Annotated in this window: 21 protein-coding genes and 1 other RNA gene; 13 read left to right on the top strand and 9 right to left on the bottom strand. The window is 42.1% G+C overall.

Annotated features, from left to right (window positions below; all coding sequences use genetic code 11):
• Positions 1 to 2: 2 nt before the first annotated feature.
• Positions 3 to 908, bottom strand: a complete 906-nt coding sequence (locus H6550_04395) for a histone deacetylase (protein MCB9045364.1) — start codon at positions 906 to 908, stop codon at positions 3 to 5.
• Positions 909 to 1,018: 110 nt separating this feature from the next.
• On the opposite strand from H6550_04395, the gene ssrA reads away from it, so the two are divergent.
• Positions 1,019 to 1,389, top strand: a transfer-messenger RNA (tmRNA) gene (ssrA, locus tag H6550_04390).
• 109 nt (positions 1,390 to 1,498) lie between these two features.
• Here the strand turns inward: ssrA and H6550_04385 are convergent.
• Both H6550_04385 and H6550_04380 read right to left on the bottom strand, forming a co-directional pair.
• Entirely contained in the window at positions 1,499 to 2,236 is a 738-nt protein-coding gene (locus H6550_04385; GenBank protein MCB9045363.1) for a response regulator transcription factor, read from the bottom strand.
• A gap of 10 nt (positions 2,237 to 2,246) precedes the next feature.
• Entirely contained in the window at positions 2,247 to 5,084 is a 2,838-nt protein-coding gene (locus H6550_04380; GenBank protein MCB9045362.1) for a histidine kinase, read from the bottom strand.
• Positions 5,085 to 5,309: 225 nt separating this feature from the next.
• Here H6550_04380 and H6550_04375 point away from each other — a divergent pair, with 225 nt between their 5' ends.
• The 7 genes from H6550_04375 (at position 5,310) to ychF (ending at position 12,283) form a co-directional block, all read left to right on the top strand.
• Entirely contained in the window at positions 5,310 to 7,100 is a 1,791-nt protein-coding gene (locus H6550_04375; GenBank protein ID MCB9045361.1) for a hypothetical protein, read from the top strand.
• 123 nt (positions 7,101 to 7,223) lie between these two features.
• The gene (locus tag H6550_04370) at positions 7,224 to 8,138 is read left to right on the top strand and encodes a prohibitin family protein (protein MCB9045360.1); all 915 of its coding nucleotides are present in this window, start codon (positions 7,224 to 7,226) and stop codon (positions 8,136 to 8,138) included.
• A 17-nt stretch (positions 8,139 to 8,155) separates the two neighbouring features.
• The gene (locus H6550_04365; GenBank protein ID MCB9045359.1) at positions 8,156 to 9,319 is read left to right on the top strand and encodes a DUF3298 and DUF4163 domain-containing protein; all 1,164 of its coding nucleotides are present in this window, start codon (positions 8,156 to 8,158) and stop codon (positions 9,317 to 9,319) included.
• Between the two features lie 10 nt (positions 9,320 to 9,329).
• Positions 9,330 to 9,872, top strand: a complete 543-nt coding sequence (locus tag H6550_04360; protein ID MCB9045358.1) for a putative metal-dependent hydrolase — start codon at positions 9,330 to 9,332, stop codon at positions 9,870 to 9,872.
• A 57-nt stretch (positions 9,873 to 9,929) separates the two neighbouring features.
• Entirely contained in the window at positions 9,930 to 10,391 is a 462-nt protein-coding gene (locus H6550_04355; protein MCB9045357.1) for a hypothetical protein, read from the top strand.
• A gap of 2 nt (positions 10,392 to 10,393) precedes the next feature.
• Positions 10,394 to 11,131, top strand: coding sequence for a 1-acyl-sn-glycerol-3-phosphate acyltransferase (locus H6550_04350; GenBank protein ID MCB9045356.1), 738 nt, complete (start codon positions 10,394 to 10,396; stop codon positions 11,129 to 11,131).
• Between the two features lie 54 nt (positions 11,132 to 11,185).
• A complete protein-coding gene (ychF, locus tag H6550_04345; GenBank protein ID MCB9045355.1) occupies positions 11,186 to 12,283 on the top strand; it encodes a redox-regulated ATPase YchF in 1,098 nt (365 codons plus the stop codon).
• Between the two features lie 66 nt (positions 12,284 to 12,349).
• Here ychF and clpP read toward each other — a convergent pair whose 3' ends face one another.
• Positions 12,350 to 13,069: an ATP-dependent Clp endopeptidase proteolytic subunit ClpP gene (gene clpP, locus H6550_04340; GenBank protein MCB9045354.1), complete on the bottom strand. Its 720-nt coding sequence runs from the start codon at positions 13,067 to 13,069 to the stop codon at positions 12,350 to 12,352.
• Positions 13,070 to 13,361: 292 nt separating this feature from the next.
• Here clpP and H6550_04335 point away from each other — a divergent pair, with 292 nt between their 5' ends.
• The 3 genes from H6550_04335 (at position 13,362) to H6550_04325 (ending at position 16,278) form a co-directional block, all read left to right on the top strand.
• Complete coding sequence (locus H6550_04335) at positions 13,362 to 14,096, top strand: T9SS type A sorting domain-containing protein (protein MCB9045353.1); 735 nt, start codon at positions 13,362 to 13,364, stop codon at positions 14,094 to 14,096.
• 632 nt (positions 14,097 to 14,728) lie between these two features.
• Positions 14,729 to 15,613 (top strand): MerR family transcriptional regulator, encoded by an 885-nt coding sequence (locus tag H6550_04330; GenBank protein ID MCB9045352.1) that lies wholly within the window; start codon positions 14,729 to 14,731, stop codon positions 15,611 to 15,613.
• A gap of 167 nt (positions 15,614 to 15,780) precedes the next feature.
• A complete protein-coding gene (locus tag H6550_04325) occupies positions 15,781 to 16,278 on the top strand; it encodes an RNA polymerase sigma factor (GenBank protein ID MCB9045351.1) in 498 nt (165 codons plus the stop codon).
• An 11-nt stretch (positions 16,279 to 16,289) separates the two neighbouring features.
• On the opposite strand, the gene H6550_04320 is transcribed toward H6550_04325, so the two are convergent.
• On the bottom strand, positions 16,290 to 17,747 hold the full coding sequence (locus H6550_04320) for a hypothetical protein (GenBank protein MCB9045350.1): 1,458 nt from the start codon (positions 17,745 to 17,747) through the stop codon (positions 16,290 to 16,292).
• A 128-nt stretch (positions 17,748 to 17,875) separates the two neighbouring features.
• On the opposite strand from H6550_04320, the gene H6550_04315 reads away from it, so the two are divergent.
• Both H6550_04315 and H6550_04310 read left to right on the top strand, forming a co-directional pair.
• A complete protein-coding gene (locus H6550_04315; GenBank protein ID MCB9045349.1) occupies positions 17,876 to 18,670 on the top strand; it encodes an SAM-dependent chlorinase/fluorinase in 795 nt (264 codons plus the stop codon).
• Positions 18,667 to 18,963 carry an antibiotic biosynthesis monooxygenase gene (locus H6550_04310; protein MCB9045348.1) on the top strand — a complete coding sequence of 99 codons (297 nt, stop codon included), beginning with the start codon at positions 18,667 to 18,669 and terminating at the stop codon, positions 18,961 to 18,963. The genes H6550_04315 and H6550_04310 overlap by 4 nt, the downstream gene beginning before the upstream one ends.
• Positions 18,964 to 18,980: 17 nt before the next feature.
• Here the strand turns inward: H6550_04310 and H6550_04305 are convergent, their stop codons facing one another.
• From H6550_04305 to H6550_04290, 4 genes are all read right to left on the bottom strand, one after another.
• Positions 18,981 to 19,373 (bottom strand): HIT family protein, encoded by a 393-nt coding sequence (locus H6550_04305; GenBank protein ID MCB9045347.1) that lies wholly within the window; start codon positions 19,371 to 19,373, stop codon positions 18,981 to 18,983.
• Between the two features lies 1 nt (position 19,374).
• Entirely contained in the window at positions 19,375 to 19,848 is a 474-nt protein-coding gene (gene greA / locus H6550_04300; GenBank protein ID MCB9045346.1) for a transcription elongation factor GreA, read from the bottom strand.
• Between the two features lie 87 nt (positions 19,849 to 19,935).
• Positions 19,936 to 21,036: a PorV/PorQ family protein gene (locus H6550_04295; GenBank protein MCB9045345.1), complete on the bottom strand. Its 1,101-nt coding sequence runs from the start codon at positions 21,034 to 21,036 to the stop codon at positions 19,936 to 19,938.
• 67 nt (positions 21,037 to 21,103) lie between these two features.
• Complete coding sequence (locus H6550_04290) at positions 21,104 to 25,081, bottom strand: T9SS type A sorting domain-containing protein (GenBank protein ID MCB9045344.1); 3,978 nt, start codon at positions 25,079 to 25,081, stop codon at positions 21,104 to 21,106.
• Positions 25,082 to 25,095: the final 14 nt, after the last annotated feature.

Raw genomic sequence — 25,095 nt, 5'->3', positions numbered from 1 at the left:
GTTTACATTTCCCAAATAGATTTCGCAAGGCGGAATGTATTGCAATGGGCCGTAACTATATGCCTGATATCGGGAGAATAACCTCCACCCATAGCTACGGCAACGGGTATATTATTCGTCCTGCAATTGCGGAATACCACCTCATCGCGGGCCGCACAGTCTTCTATGCTAAGTTTCAGCTTGCCGAACTTATCCGTCTCCAACACGTCTACTCCTGACAGGTAGCACACAATATCAGGCTTTATTTTATTGAGCAAAGCCGGCAATGTATCATTCAACAGATCAAGATATTCTTCACCGGTCATACCTTCAGGTAGTCCTATATCCAGATCGCTTGCCTCCTTATGAAATGGATAGTTGCGTTCACCATGCATACTAAAAGTAAACACCTCGGGCCTATCCCTGAACAATGCTGCCGTGCCATTGCCCTGGTGTACATCCAGATCTACTACCAGCACTTGTTTTACCAGCTTATGGTGCAGCAGGTAGTTGGCAGCCACAGCAAAATCATTCAGCAGGCAAAAGCCCTCTCCCCTATCTGCAAAGGCATGATGCGTGCCTCCTGCCACGTTCAACGCTACTCCATGCTTTAATGCGTGCAGAGCGCAGTCAATTGTTCCCTGCATGATGCGGGCTTCCCTTTCTACCAGTTGTGCTGAGAGCGGGAAACCGATGGCCCTCATTTCCTTTGTTGTAAGCTGCAGGTTCTTCATCCTGCGCCAATAGTCACCACTGTGGGTAAGCAATATATCATGCTCTGAGGCCATAGCCGGGGCGTACAGTTCTGTTTCATCTATTACTCCCTCGTAAATCAACTGCTGCGGTATCAGCTCGTATTTGAGCATCGGAAAACGATGCCCTTCAGGCAGAGGGTGTGCGTATATGGGATCGCAGGCTATGTACAACATCAGTAGCTTAACAATATACAGGTTTCAAATGTTCGTGCCGAAATTAACAGTTTATATCCGTTGATGTTTCGTATTTTTGCAGTTAGCTCTTTGAAAAATACACTTATACCGGGGCCGACTGGTTTTGACAGCATAGGGCAGGTTAAGTAAGCATGTCGTGCGTTGTGTAATTAGCACGTAAATCTGAATACCCGACTTTTTAAATGGCGAATCTAATTACGCCATGGCTGCCTAATCAGAGATTAGTGTAACCATTTTGGCCGCAGACGGGCTTTTGCCTGTTGACGCTCCTGCCGCCTAACTCATCCTTCAACAGGATAGTCACCCGTAGCTGCGTACGGGCGATGAAAATTAAGCAGATAGGATAACACCAGGTTCGTCCGGTTCCGACGGTTATCCGAGATCAAATTCCGGAATAAACATGTAGAAGGCTTATCGGGCATATGTTTGGACGCGGGTTCGAATCCCGCCGGCTCCACTTTTTTGAGACTAGTTATTTAAAGCTCCTGCAATCATGCAGGGGCTTTTTCATTGACATTATATTCTAAAAAAACAAGAACTAATTATAAAGCAGCAATAGAATATACCGCCTATTTATCTGCTATCAATCTTATCACCTGTTCCCATTTGCGTTGTGATATAGGTATCTGTGTACCGTCCTGCATGTATAGGGTTCCACCGTCAGCTTTGTCTACTTTTTTCACCAGGTGCAGGTTTACAAGGTGAGAATGATGTGTCCTGAAAAAACCGTAATCTTCCAGCATGGTCTCAAACTCCTTTAGTGATTTGCTGATAGTTATTTTGGGTTCAGTAAGGGTAAAAACATCGGTATAAGCTCCATGTGCTTCGCAACGAACTATCTCTGCTACTTTAATGATATACATCGACCGGCTATCTTTCAGCACTATCTTCTTATCACCCATGCGTATAATATCCAGCTGACGTTTCAGCACATCCAACTGTACGCCTTGTGGTGCCGCTGCTTCAGCACGTTTCACGGCCTCAACCAACTCTTCTGCATCAATAGGCTTCAGCAGGTAATCCAGTGCATTGAACTTGATAGCTTTGATAGCATACTGGCTGAATGCAGTGGTAAAAATTACCTTGACCTGGTGTCCTTTTACCGCATCAAGTATATCAAAACCCGTACCATCCAGCAATTGAATATCAAGAAATATCAATTCGGGAGCCAGTGCTAGTATCTGTTTTACAGCCTCTTTTACACTTCGGGCTTCACCCACAATATCCAGATCTTTGCAATGGTATATTATCTCTGCTTTTAGTGCAGAGATAGCTTGTTGTTCATCATCAATTAATAGTGTTCTCATATTATACTGTTTAAACTGGTATTGCAATTACCACTTTTGTCCCCACCGGTTGCCCATCCTGCTCCAGGTCGTATATGTCTAATGTGCTGCGCGAGCTGAATAGTCGTAAACGGTCTTTTACTATCGACAATGCTTTGGACTGATGCAATGCCCTGCCTTTTTGCCTGGCAGCTTCAGCACGACCGATGCCGTCATCCTGCACAGTACAAATCATTTTATGCGCCGACCTGTTGAAAGACACCAGAAGATGTCCATGTTCCTCTTTATTGGCCAAACCGTGTATCAGGGCATTTTCAACAAGAGGCTGTAATAAAAGGTTTGGTATCATTATATCTGATTGTATCAACTCTTTATCCACCTGGATCTCATAGCTGAACTTATCCTGGTATCGAATCTTGTTCAGGTCGAGATATAATTTCAGCATGGCCACTTCATTTTCCAATGTTGTATTTTGTCCCTCATTTTCAAGTATCATACGTAATAGCCGGGAAAACTTAGAAATATAACTGCTTGCCTTTACATCGTTCCCTTCCGTATAATATCCTTTAATAGTATTCAATGCATTGAAAATAAAATGCGGGTTCATTTGCATGCGCAATGATCGCTGTTCCAGTTCGAGCATCTGCGTTTCCAACCTGGCTTTGTCCCGCTCTGCCTGTATACTTACCATTTCCGCTGCATTGCGTGCTTCCTGTCGTTTGAACCTATATCTGACTACACCAAATATGAGACCAACCAGCACGAGCCCCAATAGTAAGCGAAACCATATCTCCACCCAGAAAGGGGGCAATATCTCGAATGCAACACTCTGTACCGGGCTCCTGTTGCCCAATCCATTCACACAATATAGTTCAAAAGTATAGCTGCCAGGAGGCAGGTCTTTATAGTTGACCTGGGTTTCTTTGGTTGTGTACCATTTTGACTCATAATCAGTAAACCGGTAATAATACAGCAGGTTGCCCCGATCGATATATGATATTCCATTGAAAGAAATACTGATATCGTTTTCTTTATAATTCATTTTTTCACCTTTCCAGCTACTTTTGTCTATTCTTACATCGAGGATGCTGCATATTGGCTGTACAGACAGCGGTTTTAGATCTTGCATCGAGAAATACAACACCCCGTCATCTGTAGCCAGGTATACAATACCATCTATTGCTTCTATATCCCTTATCCGCTTGTTTCTAATGCCTATCCTTGTGTTGTAATTGTATACCTTGGGCTTAGCTGTATCCAAAACAATTTTGTTCAATCCATCGTTGGTACCTGCCAGGTAAATATGTTCTCTTATTTTCTTTATGGTATTTACAGAGTTATTATTCAATCCTTCAGCAGTTCTTATTTTCCTGATTATTTTTCCGTTCTGCAATAACAGCAGTCCCTTTGAAGCAGTTGCCACCAACAGCACATTTTGCTCCGCATCATAATAAATATCCTCTATTGAAACAGACAAATCATCGTACATATCTCCCATATTGATGAGTTCGGGCGTAGCAGTATGAATATGGTACTGGTATAACCCGAAGTTGGTACCGATCCAGATATTACTGTTGTTGTCTTTGCATAATACATTTGTTCGCTTCCACAATATTGCTCGCTTGTTAATATAGTATCGTAACCCGGGTGTCAATTCTTTGCGGTCGATCCTGGCAGTAAATGTAGTAGCGACGAATATGCGGTCATCATCCTCCAGAATATCATTGATATTAAACTGAAATGTTTGCGTATTGTTATTGCTGATAGCAACAAGCCCCGATCGTGCTACTACATATATCCTGTCATCGTAAAAACGGAAATTACTTATCTTGTTCATATTCCAGTCAGCCGGCAAGTGTCTTTCCGATAGCTGATCTCCCGTTTTTATGTAGTAGTCATTTTCAGAACCACCTATCCACAAAGTGCCACCATGAGCGCCGAGTCTGCTTATTTTTTTACCTGGCAACAACTGCAATACCTGCATAGATGGAACATACAACACACCCCTGTTAAGCGTAGTAACCCAGTAGCTGCCCTCCCTGTCCTTTATAATACCCGACACGGCGTCTCCTGCAAAAAAATGCGCTGTGCATTTTTTGCCCAAGTACCTATAGATACCATTCTTTGAACATACCCATGTATATCTCCCGTCAAAATAGATATCTGTGACTTGTATTGCATCCTCAATATCCAGGTAATTGAAAACACTATCATGATCTACTACATACACCTGGTTCACACTACTGAAAAAATGCCTGTTGTTTACGTGGTATACTTTCGATGGTTGAGAAACTGGCTGCATAACTATGTATGTTTCAGCACCTACTCCAACAACAGACTCTGAATTTAAGGTATAAAAAAATGCTTCCTGTCCTTCATCATTACCAACTTCACTTGTAATTTCTACTTTTGATACATTATCCGTGCTATCTATGATAAATATATCACCATTTCTGAAGCAGAGGAATACCTTACCGTTCTGCTCATGTACATCTATAATATATCCCGTCCCTCTTACCTGGGCTGCAATAGTCGAATTGTCTGCATTGAATACGGAGTCATTACGTAGGTAAGAAAGCTTGCCATTCAGGGTATGCATCCACATCCTGCCTTTACTGTCCTTTGTTATCCTGAACACTTCATTGTCACTCAGTCCGTCGTCGGTATTAAATAATTCAAAGCTTTTGCTATTGAACTTTACCACACCTACATCAGTAGTAAACCATAGCAAGCCATTATCATCTTCAAACACGGAATATACATTATCGGAAGGCAGCCCATCGCCGATGGCATAGTTGATGTAATAAGGATCTTGTGCCCATGCAGGCATAGATATTAAACAAAACAGGAGCAATAAAATACGTGTCAAATACCGGAACTATTTAGATGAAAATACATAATAATAACCGGTAGTAAAAGTATCCAGGCCGTGTAGCAATTGAGCAAATACGAATATTAATCGACCGGTAACAGCTGTTAAAAAAATGCCTGCAGATGTAAAACATCTTATTCTATAAATATTACTTATACTGTGTGCAATATGCCTATTTTTGCAACCCACCGGGTTGACCCTGATGGATCAATTTAACAGATCATGGGCATTGCACCGCAACAATACTATACCGAACAACTCAACCTTGCAGAGCAAAGGTTGGCTTCAGCCAATAAACAAGCGGGCAATATTGCCTGGCTGAGGTTGCTTGCGATCCTTGGGTTGGCAGTGGCCTTGTATTATACGTTCACAACCGGACGAACCCACTTTGCTTTTATTGATGCGGCCTTATTTGCAGCAGTACTTTTTGTCATCAAACAGCAAGACAAGATAAAACGCAATATTCTCCAACATGAAAAACATATACAGATCATACGTGGAGAAGAAGATACTTTGCAAGGCAATATCCAGGCCTTCCCCGACGGACGAGGTTATATCAGCGCCAAACATCCATATTCTTTCGACCTGGATATGTTCGGCCCACGCTCAATATACCAAATGCTGAACCGTACTGTTACCGAACAGGGAGCAGATGCCCTCGCCGATTCTTTACTGCAGCCTTTTGCGACAGCCGAAGAGATAAAAACCCGCCAGGAATTGACAATAGAGCTTTCTACCATGCCTGCCTACCTGCACAGCTTCAGGATAGCAGGGTTACTGGCACGCGAAGAGAAAGGTTCTGCTGATAAAATTGTACAATGGCTGAACTCTGAAGAGATATTGTTGGGCAACAAAATCATGGCTGTCGCCACGATACTAGTACCCATCCTGTCGGCATTGTTCTTATTCCTCAGTTTCACCACAGGTGCCATACATCCGGGGCTTATTGTCATGTTTGCTATTAATGGCATTGCCTATCGCGTGTACATGAAAAAGATAAAAGTGGCCTACTACCTTGTGAGCAACAGCATTAAGCTGGTACATAAAACAGAAGCTATCTCTGTGCAAATAGCGTTACAGGAGTTCAAACATCCTGAGCTGGTAAAGATGAAGGAAGAAGCAACAGGAACTCTTGCGGCTGTAACCGGGCTTAGAAAGCTGGTGAACCTGTTTGACAACAGGCAGAATGGGATGGTGGGGCCATTGCTCAACTCCCTGTTTCTGTTTGATATAAGATGCACCCTGAAGCTGGAAAAATGGCGCAGGGAACATAAAGACAAACTGATACTGGCACTCAGCCACATAGGGCAGGCAGACAAAAATAACAGTTATGCCAACTATGCTTTTAACCACCCCGGGCATATATACCCGGTAATAAACTCCGAAAGCAATATAATAGAAGCTACAGACCTTAGGCACCCGCTAATGAAGCACGATATTGCCGTTGGTAATGACTGCTCATTAGGCAGGGACGAAAAAATATACCTGCTTACCGGCGCCAACATGACCGGGAAAAGTACTTTTATCAGAACAATAGGGGTGAACATAGTATTGGCACAAGCCGGGGCACCCATACCAGCCAAAGCACTAAGTATTCCCTTGGTCAAAATATTCACGTCTATCCGCATATCTGATTCAATACAAGATGATGTTTCTTATTTCAAAGCAGAGCTTAAACGCCTACAACATTTAATGAAGGCCGTACAACATACAGATGTACCTTATCTTGTGCTGATAGATGAGCCATTAAGAGGCACTAATACTGCTGACAAACAATCAGGTACGACCTCCATCCTCAAAAAACTTATTGGGTGCAATGTAACAGGTATTGTGGCCACACACGATACCGGACTTTGTATCATGGCAGAACAGTACCCGGGTAAAATATCCAATTACCATTTTGAAAGCGAGGTAAAAGACGGACAACTAACATTTGATTATAAGCTGAAAATCGGAGGATCAACATCCAGCAATGCCACCTTGCTTATTAAAATGATGGGAATTATTGATTGAGGTTGCCGCTATGCTGTTCCCGGCAGCATTCACTGCATACTATGTTACTAACTATTTATACTTTTCATTCATTTGTTCAAACTGATGCGTACTTTTGATATATAATTAAATATTGGATCAAATATGGGACTGGTAGTATTAGGAGTTATTGTTTTTTTAGTTTCGTTCATGATAGGAAAGGCTGGCCCTGAAGCCAGAAAACTATTGCCATTTGCCAATGTAGCGCGCGTGCTTGCCGCTATATTGGTGCTTATTGGTGCGCTGTCGACCAGTGTAGTGCAAATAGACGCAGGACATGTAGGTGTACAGAAGCTGTTTGGTAAAGTTCAGAAAAGTACACTGCCCAGTGGATTACATATTATCAACCCCTTGATGGAAGTGATAGAAGTAGATATTCGCACTATGAACTATACCATGAGCAGCACGCTTGACGAAGGGCACAGAAGCGGTGATGATGCTATACGTACCCTCTCAGCAGACGGACTGGAGGTAATCATAGACCTGACAGTGCTTTACAAAGTGATTCCCGGCGAAGCGCCTGAACTGATAGACAAAATTGGGCTTGATTACGAAGATAAAATAGTACGGCCGATCGCTCGTACTGAGATACGCGATAACGCCGTAAACTACAATGCAGTCGCCCTCTACTCCACCAAGAGGCAGGAGTTCCAGGACCTGATACAAGAAAGCATCGAGAAAAAATTCAGCAAGAGAGGACTGCTGGTGGAAAACCTGCTGATCAGGAACATTACATTGCCACAGTCGGTGAAGCAAGCCATCGAGCAGAAGATCAATGCAGAGCAGGAAGCGCAGAAAATGGAATTTGTACTGCAAAAAGAAAAACAAGAAGCAGAACGTAAGCGTGTAGAAGCACAAGGCATTGCTGACTATCAACGTATCATAGCCACCAACCTGACAGACAAACAATTGCAATACGAACAGATAAAAGCACTTAAAGAATTTGCAGCATCTGACAATGCCAAGATCGTTTTGATGGGTAGCGGCAAAGGTGGCAATGTTATATTGGATGCAAAATGACAAATCGAATTTCTCTGATGAAACAGCCTGTTATTTTACTTGTACTGGCGTCGCTGATATTCAGCTGCGGACAAGACAAACCAGCCATTAGTGTGCATAAGCAGATGATTGCTGATGCAGGATTTACCGAAGCTGACGAAATAAGTGAGGGAGAATACAAAAGGTATGCCGGCACGATTGCAGGGCAACCTGTTGTGCTAAACATCGTTCAATACGAAAACAAAATTCAGGCCGACTATTATTACGAAAAAATAGGCATCCCGATATCACTATTCACATCCGACGATGCACCGGCTGCCGGTATATTGGAATTTACAGAAAGTGCCCCCGGTGCAGCTGAAGATGATAAGCCTGCTAGGTGGCAGATAAAGATATCCCGTGATAGTATTGTGGGTACATGGTCGCGGGCAGATAAGTCCTACCCGATATTACTGAAAGAGAGCTACCGTGATGATATGCAGCGATTCAGTATCATTTCGGTGCGTGATTCAATACAGTTCGTCGACAGTTTATCTGCTCCCAGGGCTGATTTCACGTACCAGGTACTGCTACCCATAGGCAATGACGAGCAAACAGAATTTGTGCGCACAACGATACTGAAAAGTATGGGCTGCGATACTGGTAATGTAAACGGCTGCATCAAAAAGATCAAAGACAACTATACCGAACAATACCGTTCCACCGCCGAAGGCATGGAACCACACTTGCTTGGAGAGGCCTTCAACAACTGGGACCTGGAGATAAGTTATGCTGTTGTTTACAATGAGAATGACATAATAGTCCTGGATAACAGTCATTATGAATATACAGGTGGGGCGCATGGCTCATTCGGAAGTTTCTATCTTAATATTGACAGGAGAAATAAAAAGCAGCTTGTATTGAATGATATTATGACTGTTGATTCCCTGCAACTGATAGCACTACTTACCAAAGAGGCAAAAACACATTTTGACCTGGAGGCCGGCCAACCTCTCAGTGCAAGGATGTTCTCAGACGAGTTATTCGTACCTAACAATTTTTACATCAGCAACAAAGGAATAACATTCTCCTATGGCTTATACGAGATAGCCTCGTATGCTGATGGCCTGGTTGAATTATTTATTCCTTATAATAAAATAACAGAGCTGCTTACACCTGAATTCAAACAACGTATGCGCCTGGAATCTGTTGCTATGCAATAAACTTGAGCCAATGGAATTTGATCTTGAACAAGCTACATACCCGATAGGGAAATATAATGCTCCCGAGCAGTATATGCCCGAAATGCAACACGAATGGATCAGTGCAATAGAGGCGCTGCCCACCTGGCTTGACCCGGTTATTGAGAACCTGGACCAGGTACAATTGGAGACACCTTACCGTCCCGGTGGATGGAATGCACGACAGGTGATCCACCACCTTGCAGACAGTCATATAAATGCATATATCAGGCTCAAGCTGGCACTTACAGAAGACAACCCTGTAATTACACCATACGACGAAAACCGCTGGGCCTTACTACCCGATGTGGAAATAGAGCCTGTAAATATTTCCATTACGCTACTGCATGCGCTACACCGCAGGTGGGGAACGCTTTTACGTAACCTCCGCGACGAAGACTGGGAACGTACCTATTTCCATCCTGAACACGAACGTAATGTGCCCATTTGGGAAATGACCGACCTGTATGCATGGCACGGCAGACACCATATGGAACAGATAAGAGGACTGCGCAATAGAATGAACTGGTGGTAATCGCCTGTTTTTTAAGATTTAGATAGTAATTTAGCTGAGTAATAAAATACACATAGCATGTTAACGGGCATACAGCACTTACATAATTTTCTGCGTTGGTTCATCATCATCTTCGCTTTGTGGACGATCATAAAAAGCATGAGCGGCATAGTTGGTAATAAGCAGTTCACATCTGCAGACAAACGCCCTGCATTATTCCTGATGATAACCGCTGACATCCAGTTGCTGTTGGGACTTATCCTGTATGCAGGCAATGGCTGGTTCAAGGTGCTCACAAGCGGAGGGTTTATGAAGCTGCCCGCACAGCGTTTCTGGGCCATGGAGCACATGTTTGGCATGCTGGTAGGCATTATATTAATACATATCGGCTATAGCGCCATTAAGAAACCCATTGAGGATACTGCTAAATTCAAAAAAGTTTTCTGGTTCACCCTCGTAGCCTTCATTATCATAATGGCTACTATACCATGGCCTTTCCGCGAAGCCATAGGCAGGGGACTGTTCCCTGGAATGCATTAATAATGATCGATAGAATATTACAACCTTTCTATTCAGCCTGGATAGTAATTACATATGTCGTATGCCTGTTGGGAGCGTTTCCTGTCATCTTCACCATAGGCCTCTGGGATAAACCGGCTGCCCGTAAAACTATATGGTATATAGTACACTATTGGGCCAAGGGCTGGCTGTTTTGCGTAGGTATGCCTGTTACCTATATCGGTAAACGGCCCGATGATAAGAAGTATGTATATGTGGCTAATCACATATCCTACCTAGACACAATACTTATATATGCCGCCATACCTTTCTTCTTCCGTACTCTGGCCAAGAAGGAGATGGCACGCATCCCGATATTTGGCTACGTATACAAACAGATAGCCGTGCTGGTAGACAGGAACAGCAGTGAAGGCCGCTCCAAAAGCATGAGGCTGATGTGGCGGGTACTGAAGCACGAATGTAATATCGCTGTTTTTCCGGAAGGTACTTTTAATGAGACCGGTCAACCACTCAAGAATTTCTACGATGGTGCCTTCAGGCTCGCTATAAATACCGGCACTCCTATATTACCCATGATATTCCCCGACACGGTAAAAAGGTGGCACTACAGCACCACATTCGGGCTGAAACCCGGCAGAAACAGGGCTGTTTACCTTGAGGCTGTATCCTGCGAGGGCATGACCATGGATGACCTGCCCCAACTTAGGGAAACCGTCTACAAACAGATGGAAGAGGCCATGATCAGGTACACTGCAGAGTAGTTTTACCACAAGTCGTAGGAAGAACTTACCTTTGCGCAAATTTTCAGATAAGACATGGCATTACAAGCAGGTATCGTAGGGTTGCCGAACGTAGGTAAATCCACTCTGTTCAACGCAGTAAGTAACAGTGCAAAGGCACAGGCAAGCAATTACAGGTTCTGTACCATTGAACCGAATGTAGGACAAGTGGACGTACCCGATGAGCGCCTGGACAAGCTGGCAGAGCTAGTACAGCCTCAACGTATCGTGCCAACTACTATTGAATTTGTCGACATAGCCGGCCTGGTAAAAGGAGCCAGCAAGGGTGAAGGCCTGGGTAATAAATTCCTTGCCAATATACGAGAGGTAGATGCAATAGTGCACGTGATTCGCTGTTTCGAGGACGAAAATGTACTGAGGGAAGAAGGTGAGATCAACCCTGTGGGTGATAAAGAGATCATTGATACCGAGCTGCAACTGAAAGACGTAGACAGTGTGGAGAAGAAAATGCAGCGTTTTGAAAAAATAGCAAAGAACGACCCTAAAGCAAAACGTGTTTACGACGTGCTGAAACAATGCTATGACCACCTGATGCAGGGTAAAAACGTTCGAGGGCTGCAACTGGAGGGCGAAGATCATGAAGCAATCGCCGACCTATTCCTGCTTACCGAGAAGCCTGTACTGTACGTTGCCAATGTAGACGAAGCTTCTATGCTTACAGGCAATAAGTATTCAGAGGCACTGAAAGCCGCAGTAGCAGACGAAGGGGCAGAGGTGATAGTAATGAATAACAGTATCGAGGCACAGATATCTGAAATGGAAGACCCTGAGGATAAAGCCATGTTCCTTGAGGAATATAAACTAACAGAACCCGGGCTTAACAGGCTGATACGCGCTGCTTACAAACTGCTGAACCTGATCACCTACTTTACAGCCGGCGTGCAGGAAGTACGTGCCTGGACAATAGAAAGGGGTTGGAAAGCACCACAAGCCGCCAGTGTAATTCATACTGATTTTGAGAAAGGTTTTATTAAGGCTGAAACTATTGCCTATGAAGACTTTGTATCATTTGGAGGAGAGACTGCCTGCAAAGAGAATGGTAAGCTACGTATTGAAGGCAAAGAGTATATAGTAAAAGACGGAGATGTGATGCACTTCCGTTTTAATGTATAGTAACTAATAACAAATAAAACGGCGCTGTAATCCCAGCGCCGTTTTATTTTGCAGATTATCTAATGCTTATTTTTTTGCATCTGAGTCATCAGATTTCTCAGATTTCCTTGGGTTCCTGTCCAACACCTCATCCACCATACCATACTCTTTAGCTTCAGCAGCCGTCATCCAGTAGTCACGATCACTATCCTTTTCTACTTTGTTCAGTTTCTGTCCGCTATGATCGGCAATTATCTCGTACAACTCTTTCTTCAGCTTCAGGATCTCACGGGCAGTGATCTCAATATCACTGGCCTGACCTTCAGCACCACCCAATGGCTGGTGTATCATCACACGACTGTGTTTCAGGGCTGTACGTTTGCCTTTGGTTCCTGCGCACATCAACACTGCTGCCATAGAGGCCGCAATGCCTGTGCATATGGTAGATACATCTGGGTTGATGATCTGCATGGTATCATAAATACCCAGACCGGCGTATACACTACCGCCCGGACTGTTGATGTACATCTGTACGTCACGGTTGCGGTCAGTACTTTCCAGGAACAATAGTTGGGCTGTCACAATATTAGCTACATAGTCATTTATCGGCTCACCCAAAAATATGATCCTGTCCATCATCAAACGTGAGAATACGTCCATTGAAGCAACATTCAGCGGGCGTTCTTCGATAATATATGGTGTCAGTGCGTTTGGATACTTATTAAGTGAGGAGGTATAGCTATCTACTGTTAAACTACTTATGCCGTGGTGCTTAATGGCATATTTCCGGAATTCATTTCTATCCATAATATCTTGTTTTATCTGAATTATTTTAAAGGTGTATCACAATTTTCAGTCCACGGTAAATATAATGCCATTAAGGCATTTTCACCTGACAAACATACAAATATCCTGGTACCGGCACATATAATAATTCCCAAAACTATCTATATATCAACATTTTACAACAAGTATTTAGGTCTATTTTGTCACGAAAAAATAAAATAAACGTTAAAACAACAATAGTACACAATAATAGATATCCCTGTTTTTGATATAATGACGATTAGTTGGTATATTGCGGTAGAAAATGTGATCTATGAAAAGAACTGTACATTCACTTATTATACTTTTAGCGACAACTTTTACTTTTGGCCAGGTTCAGGCACAGACTTTTGTTACTGAAGCAGATACTGTTGAAATGACTTTATATAAGAACCTTGAGGTGCTATATAACAACATTACTGTAACCAAATCCGATAGTATCAAGATAGACTGGAAAGTAAAGAGCCATAACTTTCCAACATCGTGGGGAGCTTTAGGTCACCTTGGTATCTGTGATAATAACAGTTGCCGCGACAATTCAAATAACCAGTTATTGGATGGTACAACACATACATCAGACAAGTATGCACCAAATGTGAAAGGTGATTTTCACTTCCAGATGGTAGCATACAACGATGCCAGTATCATACCCGGCACTTACTATGCAACATTGACGCTTAAGGAAAACGGTGGTACTTACGAAAAAGACATTACATTCATTTTCAACAAATGGGGTACAAACGTTGGCACTTACGGCAAAAACACAGATAATAATATTACTATGTATCCCAACCCTGCACGTAACGAGCTGAACGTTACTTACAGCAAGGATATGAATGTTAAAGGAATATCAGTATATAACCTGGTAGGAAAACAGGTAAGTAATTATAGGGTGAACGGCACCAGTGCCAAACTGGATATCGACAATATACCTTCAGGTATCTATTTTATTCGCCTGACGGATAACGCCGGTCAGGTTGTTGCAACCCGCAGGTTTACACACCAATAATAAATAGCTCCGGGTTATAAAAACCCCGACCAATATATTATAGGAGTACAGAAATGTACTCCTTTTTTTGTCTTGTTATTCAACTATTTTCTCAGGTTTATTGTTTAGCTACGCATGGCTATATATAGTATAAACCGTACACAGTATATTAAAGCAGAGCTGCCTGAAGTCTGGGCTTTTTTCAGTAACCCGGGCAATCTTGCAAACATTACTCCGGACTATATGAACTTCAAGGTAACATCGGAACCATTTAGTGGAGAAATATATCCCGGACAGATCATAACTTATAAGGTATCGCCACTACTAGGTATTCCATTATCATGGATGACTGAAATAACAAGCGTTGAACGTTTATACCGGTTCGTAGATGAACAACGCATGGGTCCATATAAAATATGGCATCACCAGCATTTGTTCGAAAAAACTGAACTTGGGGTTAAAATGACTGATATCGTTCATTATCAGCTCCCATATTTATGGGTAGGTGACATAGCACACTCAATGTTTATTAAAAAAAAGATAAATAGTATTTTTGATCACAGGTGTTCTGTCATATCAAAACTATTTATTTAACATAACCTTAAACATTTACCTTACACCGTTGTTAATACACCAATGGTATACAAAATACAATGAACAGGTTTAGTATCAGGGATATTGAAAATCTTACAGGCATAAAAGCACACACGCTTCGTATCTGGGAACAGAGACATGGTATCATTGTGCCTAAAAGGACAGACACTAATATCAGGTACTACGATGGAGATGATCTGAAACAAGCACTAAGGATAGCCCTGCTCAACCAACATGGATATAAGATATCCCGTATACAGAAGATGAATGAAGAGGAAATAAATACCCTTCTTCGCGAAACGGCAGATACGGGCTTCCAGTTTGAATACCTACTTAACAACATGATTGAAGCTACCATAGACATGGATACCCGAAAATTCGAGTCTTTAGTAGACAAGTATATACGTAAATTCGGACTAGAACAGGCCGTTGAACAACTATTCTTTGCTTTCCTCGAAAAGATAGGTGTTATGTGGATGACTAATCGCCTATTTCCGGCCCAGGAGCACCTGGTCAGCAACATTATCATACGTAAGATCCTGCTTGCTATTGAGAAACAAGCTGCAAAACCTGATTTTACCCAATCAACATTTCTGCTTTTTTTACCGGAAGGTGAAATACACGAAATAGGATTGTTATATATACAATACCAGTTACAAAAGCATGACAAGCATACCATATACTTGGGGGCAAATACACCCGTAGACCAAGTAGCACTGGTTTGTAAGGCTGTAGAACCTGATTATTTATATACTCATGTCACATCAGCATCCAGTGATTTTGACATAAATTCCTTCCTGTCCAGATTGTCGGAGGTGCATAATCATAAGACAATTTTTGTTTCAGGGTCAATGTTACAAAAGACACAAATTACAACATCATTCCCCAATGTAATTTTCTTAAGCTCTTTGGAAGAAGCGAAGATAGCAATCTACAACTTATAGATTTTCAAAAATTTACATATATAAAAATATATATCTTTAATAGGTAACCCATTGATGTTCCTGTTTTAACATTTTTTTGTTTAATTATTAGCATATCAAAGATAAACAAAATCTATTTCTTATTCCGATTCGTATGTTTAACTTTACAACATCAAAAGCTAAACATTATGACTACTTCAGATTTCAATAATGCGATTGCCAGACAGAGCGATTTTTTGAAACCTTATGCACATTCACTCACACAGAACATGGAAGATGCTAAGGACCTTTTCCAGGAAACTATGGTGAGGGCATTGCTCAATAAGGATAAGTACAGGATAGGAACCAACCTTAAGGCATGGTTGTATACCATAATGCGTAATATTTTCATCAATAATTATCGCAAAAACAAGCGTTTTACCAAAGTAACCAGTGATGTGCCTGAAGACATCATTATGTACCAGGCTACCAGAGCTGCCGGTAACTCAGGTTGGAGTAACGTACGTATGCAAGAAATAAAAAAGGAAATAGCTACACTTCCAGACGCATTCCGCCAATCTTTTGAATTGTACCAACAGGGATATAAATACCAGGATATTGCAGATATACTGCACGAACCGTTAGGAACGATCAAAAGCCGCATACACTTTGCCCGTAAGATACTTGTATCAAAAATTGAAAGGTAACAGGATCATTTTCAATACTCATAGCAACCTATATCGGGATGTTGAGGGTCTCTGCTCTTTCCTTCAAGGTCGGTACTAATACCATTTATTGGTTTGCCGGCACCAATGAGCGGAGAGCCCTCGGAAGGGCGAAAATTCAGTGTACTATAATCCTTAAATTTAGGATCCTCGTTGACCTTCGTATCAACTGCAATTACCCCTGAAGGTATTCCGTCTTTGTTTTTCACAAGACAATTATTCAACCTGACTGAGAATTTTGACTCTGCCAGTGTTGTATCTCCTTTGTAATCAGTTTCAAATTCAGTTTCCAGTGAACCCCAAACAACACAATTATTCAACTCGCAAACCAAAGGACCTACATAATATTCTGTATTACTCACCTGAAAGTAATTCAACAGGGTCATTACAGGAACATCAATATGGCTTACTTTAGCAGTGCCGTATGTGGCAAACGTACAGTTGTCAAGATTATATTGCCCGCCTTGAGCGCCGGCAAAACACTGAGCTCCACATGTATTAATGAGGCAGTTGCTTGCATATAGTGTGCTCCCAAGGGCCAATATGCCATAGCCAATTGAGTTTTCTATCACCGTGTTTTTCATTACCAGTTGATATGTATTATCATCAATTGTATCGGGCGATAATTGTATTGCTGCCGGAGATAAGGTAGATGTACCTAAACGTGTACTGTTGCCTACATTCTTCAGAATGGCGTACTCTATCTCATTGTTTGTACTTGTGACGTTAAAATATATACCACCCCACTCTCCTGGATAGCCCTCATTACCAAAATATTTACGGTCAAGCCTGTCTCCTTGAAAAACAACACTATCCTCTTTAGTGCCTTTCACCTTTAATGTCCCCAATACATACAATCGCGAATCTGCATGAACATATATTCTGCAACCGGCTGGAATTGTTAGTATTGAGTTAGTGTCCACAGCTGCATTGTGTATTATTACATATGGTTTATCAGTTTTCCATGTATGGTTTCCTGCAATTGTACTATCTACAATGTAATAAGCATTTTGACCGTATGCAAGAAATGGTATGGAGTAGCTTTTGCCATTTAGTGTAGCAACCAGGTTATCTTCTACCACAAAGGGATTATTTTCACTGGTGGGATCGATATTTACCGTTGCAAATACGTAAATGCTGTCTTTGGCAGCTATCTCAATATTCTCTGCATCACCGGCATGACCATTTACGTTAATGATAAATGGTGAGTTCCCAAATTTATCTTCCAGATGTATATTACTCACATTTACCTTCTGGCTTTGTGGGTTGTATATTTTTACTGATGCCGTAAAGCTACCCAATGAAGTAAATACAGTATCGAACATCAGTGTATCTACCGAAAACTTCAACTCCCCACCTGTATCCAGGAATTTCTCTTTTCTGCAACCGGTTGCCATCATAAAAGCAACTGCAGCTAAGAACAATATGTATATACCAAACCTTCTATTCATAGAGGTTACAAGATTACTAAATAATTACGTCCCTGTAAAGCAATAACGAATTATGCTTAAAATTATTTCATTTGGTATTTATCCGTATCTTTTGAGTAATTAAAGGCAGCACTTACATTTGTCTTATCATGCAGTTTATTACGTTATTATCAGACCTGGGCGATTATAGTGCAGGGGTAGCAAAAACCAAGAGCATCCTGATGCAACAGCTACCAGGTAAAACAGTAATAGACGTAACACATAATATATACCCTTTCTACTTGCAAGAAGCATCATACTTGCTTGCTTCATCTATACATGATTTTGCTCCGGGTACTTTTCACATAATATTATTCGACCTGTATTACACCGATATACCCAGACTCGTATTGGCCAGTGTAAATGATCAGTTCGTATTTGCGCCGGATAATGGAGTGCTTCCGCTTGCATTTGGTAATAAGCTAACAGGAACATGGAGTTGTCATAATATGTCAGGTAATACAGGGTTATCAGGCTGGATGCACGCCGTTACAGATACAATAAATGAGATCGGTGTAAGAAAACCAAATGAAGCAGGGCTTGAGGAGTATGAGCTGCAGAACGCTCCGTTTGAGAGTAAGCCCATAGTATATACTGATCGAATAGAATGCTCTGTTATACATATTGACAGGTTTGAAAATATAATACTGAATATTACAAAAGACGATTTTGAAACAGCAGCAAAAGGCAGGGCATTTTCAATAGATGTGATACGTGGCGATTCAATTAATACGATAAGTAACAATTATAACTCCGTTCCGACAGGGGAAAAGCTCTGCCGCTTTAACAGCGCCGGGTATATGGAAATTGCCATTAATAAGGGCAATGCAGCCAAGCTCTTTGGAATAAAAGTGATACGTGAACGGAACAAACCACATAACACCATTAAAATCAGTTTCGAATGATAGTACGCATCGTAAAGATGAGTTTCAGAGAAGAAGAGGTTAATAATTTCCTCACGCTTTTCAATGAACGAAAGGAGCTGATAAGGCATTTCGATGGCTGTCATCACCTGGAGTTATGGCAGCAGGCTGGCAATGAAACTGTGTATTTTACGTACAGTATCTGGGATAGCGAACAGCACCTTGACCATTACAGGTTCTCAGAACTATTTAAAGATACCTGGAAAAAGACCAAAGCGTTATTTGCGGATAAACCGCAAGCCTGGAGTGTGGAACAACGAATAGTAGTATCCTGATGACAAAACTACTAACGTTATATGTTTTCTAATATCATCTGTTGTATTCCTTCCAATTCTTCAGAAGTAATCTTGAGCTTAGGTCTTGTAAAATTGAGGTCGTCAGCTGTGTTAATAGGCAATAAATGCATATGTGCGTGAGGCACTTCTAGCCCTACAACACTGATACCGCATCTGTTACAATCAAATGTCTTCTCTATAGCCTTTGCTATAGGCTTGGCAAAAATCAGCCATTCAGATAACAAACTATCATCAACGTCAAATATTTTGTCTGTTTCATTCTTGGGTACTACCAATACATGCCCTTTTACTAACGGAAAGACATCGAGAAAAGCATAGAAATGATCATTCTCAGCAATTTTATAAGAGGGTATTTCACCTGCTATTATTTTCGAGAAAATGCTTGCCATTTTATATAGAAATATCTTCGACTTGTAGTTTAAGAATACCGCCCGGCGTAGCTACCTCGGCTACTTCTCCCACCTGCTTGCCCAACAAACCCTTACCAATGGGTGAAGTTACTGATATCTTCTTTGCCTTAAGGTCAGCTTCCTGTTCAGAAACTATCTGGTATTGCATAGACTTTTTTGTCTGCATATTCAGCACTGTTACCTTGCTGAGTATAGAAACTTTACTAAGGTCTATGTTTTTGGCATCTATAACTCGCGCAGTTGCAACAGCAGCCTCAAGCCTGGCTATTTTTGCTTCGTGATATCCCTGTGCTTCTTTGGCAGCATCATATTCAGCATTTTCTTTCAGGTCACCTTTTTCACGAGCCTCAGCGATTTGCCTGGCAATTTCTGCCCTGCCGGGTCCCCGAAGTTGGTTCAGCTCTTCGTTCATCTGGTTCAGCGTCTCCTGTGTCACATAGTTCAATCCTGACATACTACGAATATTTAAGGACTTAAAAAACTGCAACGCCTCTGTAGTAACAGAAGCGTTGCAGAATATAAAAATACGATTTTATTTCAATTAGCGCATTACACGCAGCGTAATGGTGTGCACACCATTGGCAGGTCGTTTTGTTGGCCTGAATGAATAATCCAGCCCCATTTTAGGACCGGTTTCCCCGATCCTGAAGTTGATGGTAGCACCTGCTGCAATACCAGTATAAAATGTTGTGCTTAAAGAAGCATCACCAATGTTTTTCTCGTGCCTGTAACCAGCACGTAACATAAATGTTTCCTTGAAGGCATATTCAACACCACCACCCAGATAGTCATTGTTAAATGAGTTAGAAGTGAAGTTGGCCATAACCGTGGCGCGATGTTTAGGTTTCACCTCTTCGCTACTCTGCTGATCTTCCGGGTTAACAGTGTTCTGATCCAAGTAGAAATCATATGACAAACCCAGGTTAAGATAAGTAGGCATTTCAAACTGCTCAGAAGGTATTTGCCTGTTCAGGGTGTAGCTACCATCTTCCGGAGCTTCGCTGTTGATCGCAAAACCACTACCGCTGTACTTCATACCCGTACCGATATTACGTAACGTAATACCGAAGTGGAAGTTATCGTCTTTACCTGTAACATATTGGATACCTGCTTCAAAAACTGCTCCGCTAGCTTTGGCATCAGGAATTTGTTCAGAAATGAATGTGACGCCTGCACCGACAGATATATTTTTAGAGAACTCTTTCGAATATCCAACCAAGGCATTGAAGAACTGTGGACTGTACGTACCGATTCCCCCCTCAGGGTTATCGTAGTCTGTGATAGGAATTTCTCCGAAACTCATAGACATGATATTAGCACCTATAACGCCAAGGTTACCAAGATTCTGTATGAAGCCCAGATTGTTCACTGAAACACCACTACCACTCAGGTACATAGAATGAGAAACACCTAACTCTGTTTTACCTGAATGCGCCATACCGGCAATGTTGTTCTTCATCGCATCCAAACCACTCACGTAAGATGTATTCATACCAAATACACCTGTACTTTGCCCCCAGGGATTGATGAGCAATTGGGTAGCACCAGCCTGACCAGAACGGTCCTTGTTACCCGCAAAAGCAGTCACTGACATACAAGTAACACAAACCAAGAAGGCGGCCTTTGTATAAAACTTTCTCATAATCTAAAGTATAATATTTTCAATCAGATCGGGGAGAAGTACTCCTCCCCGATCAAAATCATATAAATTAATAGTTTGTTACATCGATAGGGCGCATAGCACCAAACCAACGAATAACTTTTTCACCTATGCCTTCCGCTTTCACATGCATCAAGTACATACCGCTTGCTATTGGCAAACTCTTAGCATTACGGATATCCCAGTCTACATAAGATACATTGGCATTGTCTTTCTCTATCCTACGCACTAAAGTACCGTCCAGAGAGTAGATGCTGACAGTTGCTTTGGCAGGCAGATTGATGATCTTAACCTTAGTATCATACCTGTTAAGTTCATAGCCTGTATAACCGTAGTACGGGTTTGGAACTGCATGAATCCTATCCAGTAATGCGTCCTTGTCGGCATTCGCATTATCTCCCAGTTTGATTGGTGCTAAATTGCCTGTTGAGAAATAATACAATGGGAAACCATTGTTTTTCATTGTGGCTCCGTTAATATCTGTCATATACTGATTGTACGGACGGGATATCCTGAATTTCACCCTTACTTCACTAGGAATAAGGCCTTCAGGCAGAGATTTGAACTGCGACTTGGTCAATGGATTCAATAACGGGATACTAGCATAAGCAAAGTTGTTGAACCTTGTTTGCCTAACAATCGTACTCGGACTATTCAGTGTCTGAATAAATGCTCTTCCTGAGTCGTACCTGCTATTTTGGATATATATATAGTGTTTACCACCAAATATAGGTATCAGGTTTGCCCCTGCATAACCCCATTGAATTGCGGTAGGATTCCAGATCATGTCATTACCGTTATGATCTTTCAACCATGAATCTTCACCAAAGAAGATGTTCAGACGCTCGCCTGTTTCCTGGTTAATAGCATATCCCGGGAACCATGAGAAACCGGTATCATTCGGCACAGTTGAGTAAACCGGCCTTCCATTTTCATCCCATTCCATATTCCAACTGGCATGTGAGCGGAAATCGAATTTATCTGCATGCCCTTCTGCGAGGTTGAAATCATCATCCATTTCAAATACCAGGCACCTTGTCCATTTAGAATGATCAGATGTGAACACTATATCAACACTTGGCAAAGCACTTAACTTGGGATTACCCTGACCAAACTTAACGCCGAATCCGCAAGCCGTTGAATCTTCTGAAGCAGTCAAAGCATATGGTGCCCATGTACCTACGGTAGTGGAATATCTTGAAAGCATTTTTTCGTAGAACTGTCCTACACTATCACCTTTGATGTCATTCCAATCGCAGATCTTACTTGTATCGGTTGTATTACCGGAACGTATCCAGTTTGCAAACGACCTTGCTTCCTGGTCTGCAACACCACTTAACCATGGATTAGACAGGTCAGAGAATATGATATCTGATGATATCAAGCCGTTCTGATTCAGATCCTGGTGGTCAGTCGGCCTTGAAGCCTGTTGGATATCAACAGAGATACCGTACTCTTCCAATATCTGCTCGTTGCGATACAACAATGTACGCTCACTTAAGATAGTATCGTTATTGGTAAGATTTATCAGCATCCAGTTCGAGCTTGTATCAACCAGTCCAAGGTCCTTATCAACAGTTGATATCGGACCATTGATGTATAATTCAAAGTCGTATGGTTTTAATTTTATCGGATCGATAACTTTTACGTTAACCGGACCGTGTCCAGACTTGTAGGTTGGCGTTACAGCCTGGTGTAAAGTGCCTCCACCATTCGCAGAAACACCAAACAATGCTTCATTTTCAGATTCATCTGATAATTCCAGTGCATTTCTGCCGTTACCCTTACCTTCCAGGCGTTTAACTATAACACCATCACCAAAATCAGCGTTCAAAACAGTACCCATGTCACCGTTGGCAGGGTTAGGAGAACCGACAACAACTTTAATTGCTGATCCTCCGCCACCTTTAGAGCTCTCAATGTACGCAAGTTCCTGAGTTGAATCAGCGTGTTTGGGATCAAAAGGAGCGAAGTTGTTGTAAGCATAAGCTACTGCAGTAAAGTAGTAGTTCTTATAGTTAACCAGCCTCTTATCCTGTGTTTTGGCGAAGGCATCGCTGTTGATCTCAAAACTATGTTTGATACCGCTGTCAGCACCGATTATTTTTACAATAGGTACATAAGTAGTATCACTTATATCTGTCTTCTTCTCGTAGTTAATGATCTTAGTAACACCATTTTGCTTATCTACCTGGAATACCTCTTGTGCCAGTTCCTCGTTAACTGAACCATCGTCATTAAAGATGTTTGCCGGCGTAACAAAACGGTCTCTCAGTTGGAATACCCTGTAGCCTTCGAAGACATACAATGAATCCGGGCTCTTAACATAGTTGGCTGCTTTGTTAGAAGCAACGCGGTATTTTTGTTCAGACAGATCTGTACCATACCTCTCCTGGTAGTTATTACTTATCTGGTCGTTAGTCAGGTAGAATACCAGTTTCCTGTCCAATGCACGTACTTCCATCCTCGGAGCTTCCGGTCCTTCGATAGTCTTAAAGTTATTATCAAAAAGTGATTGTGCGAGGTCGTCAGCTACCCTTATCTTCCTGAAAGAAGTACTGGGGCAACCACCTGCGTCTGATACCCAAACAGCACCTATGGTAATATCATTTACAACACCCGGATCTAACCTGAATGCGCCTGACGTATGCACAAAACGCCTGTCACCTACTGGGTTACCGCAAGTACACTCAGACCATTCAGACCTGTTGGCCGGGTCGCCAAAGAACACATAAGGTGTTGTTGCACCTTCACCATACGCTTTAGATATGGTATTAGGTCCTTTGAAGTCATAACTAAAACGCTGACCATTCCTGATAGAACCTGTCATGTAGTTATATATCTCGATACCATTCCTTGGGTTACCAATTACTGAGTTATCATTGTTATAGTAGGTAAAAGAGGTCATACCCAGCTTTTGTGTATCAACCTGCCCATTTACAACAGTCCTCTTGATAGGCCCTTTAAAGAAGTCTACCCCGACCATCGGTATCTTAGATCCATAACTATTCACCTGGCCCGTACCGTCTACGCTGGTACCATTATATAATATACCCAAACCACGTGTCGTATCGCAACCAATGTAGTCATCGTTATAATAACCAAGGTCAGCATCTGTCCATGTAGCAATGTGAGTACTATCCAGGCTCAGCCCCCCCCTGTTAACTAAACGATAGTTGTAGAAAGTAGCATCGTTGATGAAATCTTTGGTAGAATAGGCAAAAGCACTGGCCTGTACCTCTATACCAATACCATCTGTATTAGACTGCTGTTTGGTATTACCTTTGTCGTTGAACACCCACCAGATGAATTGGTCACCACGGATCGTTCCCAACTCTTCTTCACCGGGATAGTCTCCGGCATCTGTATTATATACACCGTCATTATCTACGTCAACGAATGGCGCGTAATCCTGGTTCGCATATAAAGTCAGCGGATTCTGATTACGACCTACAGCATTGACGTTACCTTTTGCCGGCCATTGATATATCGATTCAAATGTAGGGTCACCTATTATAGCTGTTTTATCCCCTAACTCTCTGAATTTGTTGATGGTTTCTTTATCAACTTTCCAGAAACGGTCCCACTCAGAACAGTCTGCTTCAGTGATGTCACCTGTATTCGGATCCAATGGACCGGGCCAGTAGTCATTACCTGTCTGGCGATACGTCTGAGCAGCTACCTTAAGTTGCTTTTGCTCATCTAAACCACCGATCCATACAGAACCTGCAAACAGGGAGTTTTTACGGGACCCTTTAGGTATCTCGTACCTGGCCTCTGAGGTACCATTATCCCACCACATATCGCCGCCGGTCATCAACCGCGCCCTTACGTTGTTGATATCAAGGTCTATAGATGCCTCCGCTGGTCGGCAGGATGCAGTAGTTTTTAGTTGACCCAGCTTTTCAGAGCCTGTCCTTTTTGTCGCATTCACATCGGGGCGGGCGTTAGCCTGGGTGTTCAGCATAAAGGCTCCGGCCAGAGTCATCAGCACAGTTCCAATCTTATTATATTTCATCGATATCATAACTTACTTAAGTT

It is taken from the genome of Chitinophagales bacterium, assembly GCA_020636495.1.
Classification (GTDB): domain Bacteria; phylum Bacteroidota; class Bacteroidia; order Chitinophagales; family Chitinophagaceae; genus UBA5543.
The sequence above is the reverse complement of the archived record's forward strand: the minus strand, read 5'-3'. Positions and strand labels throughout refer to the sequence as shown.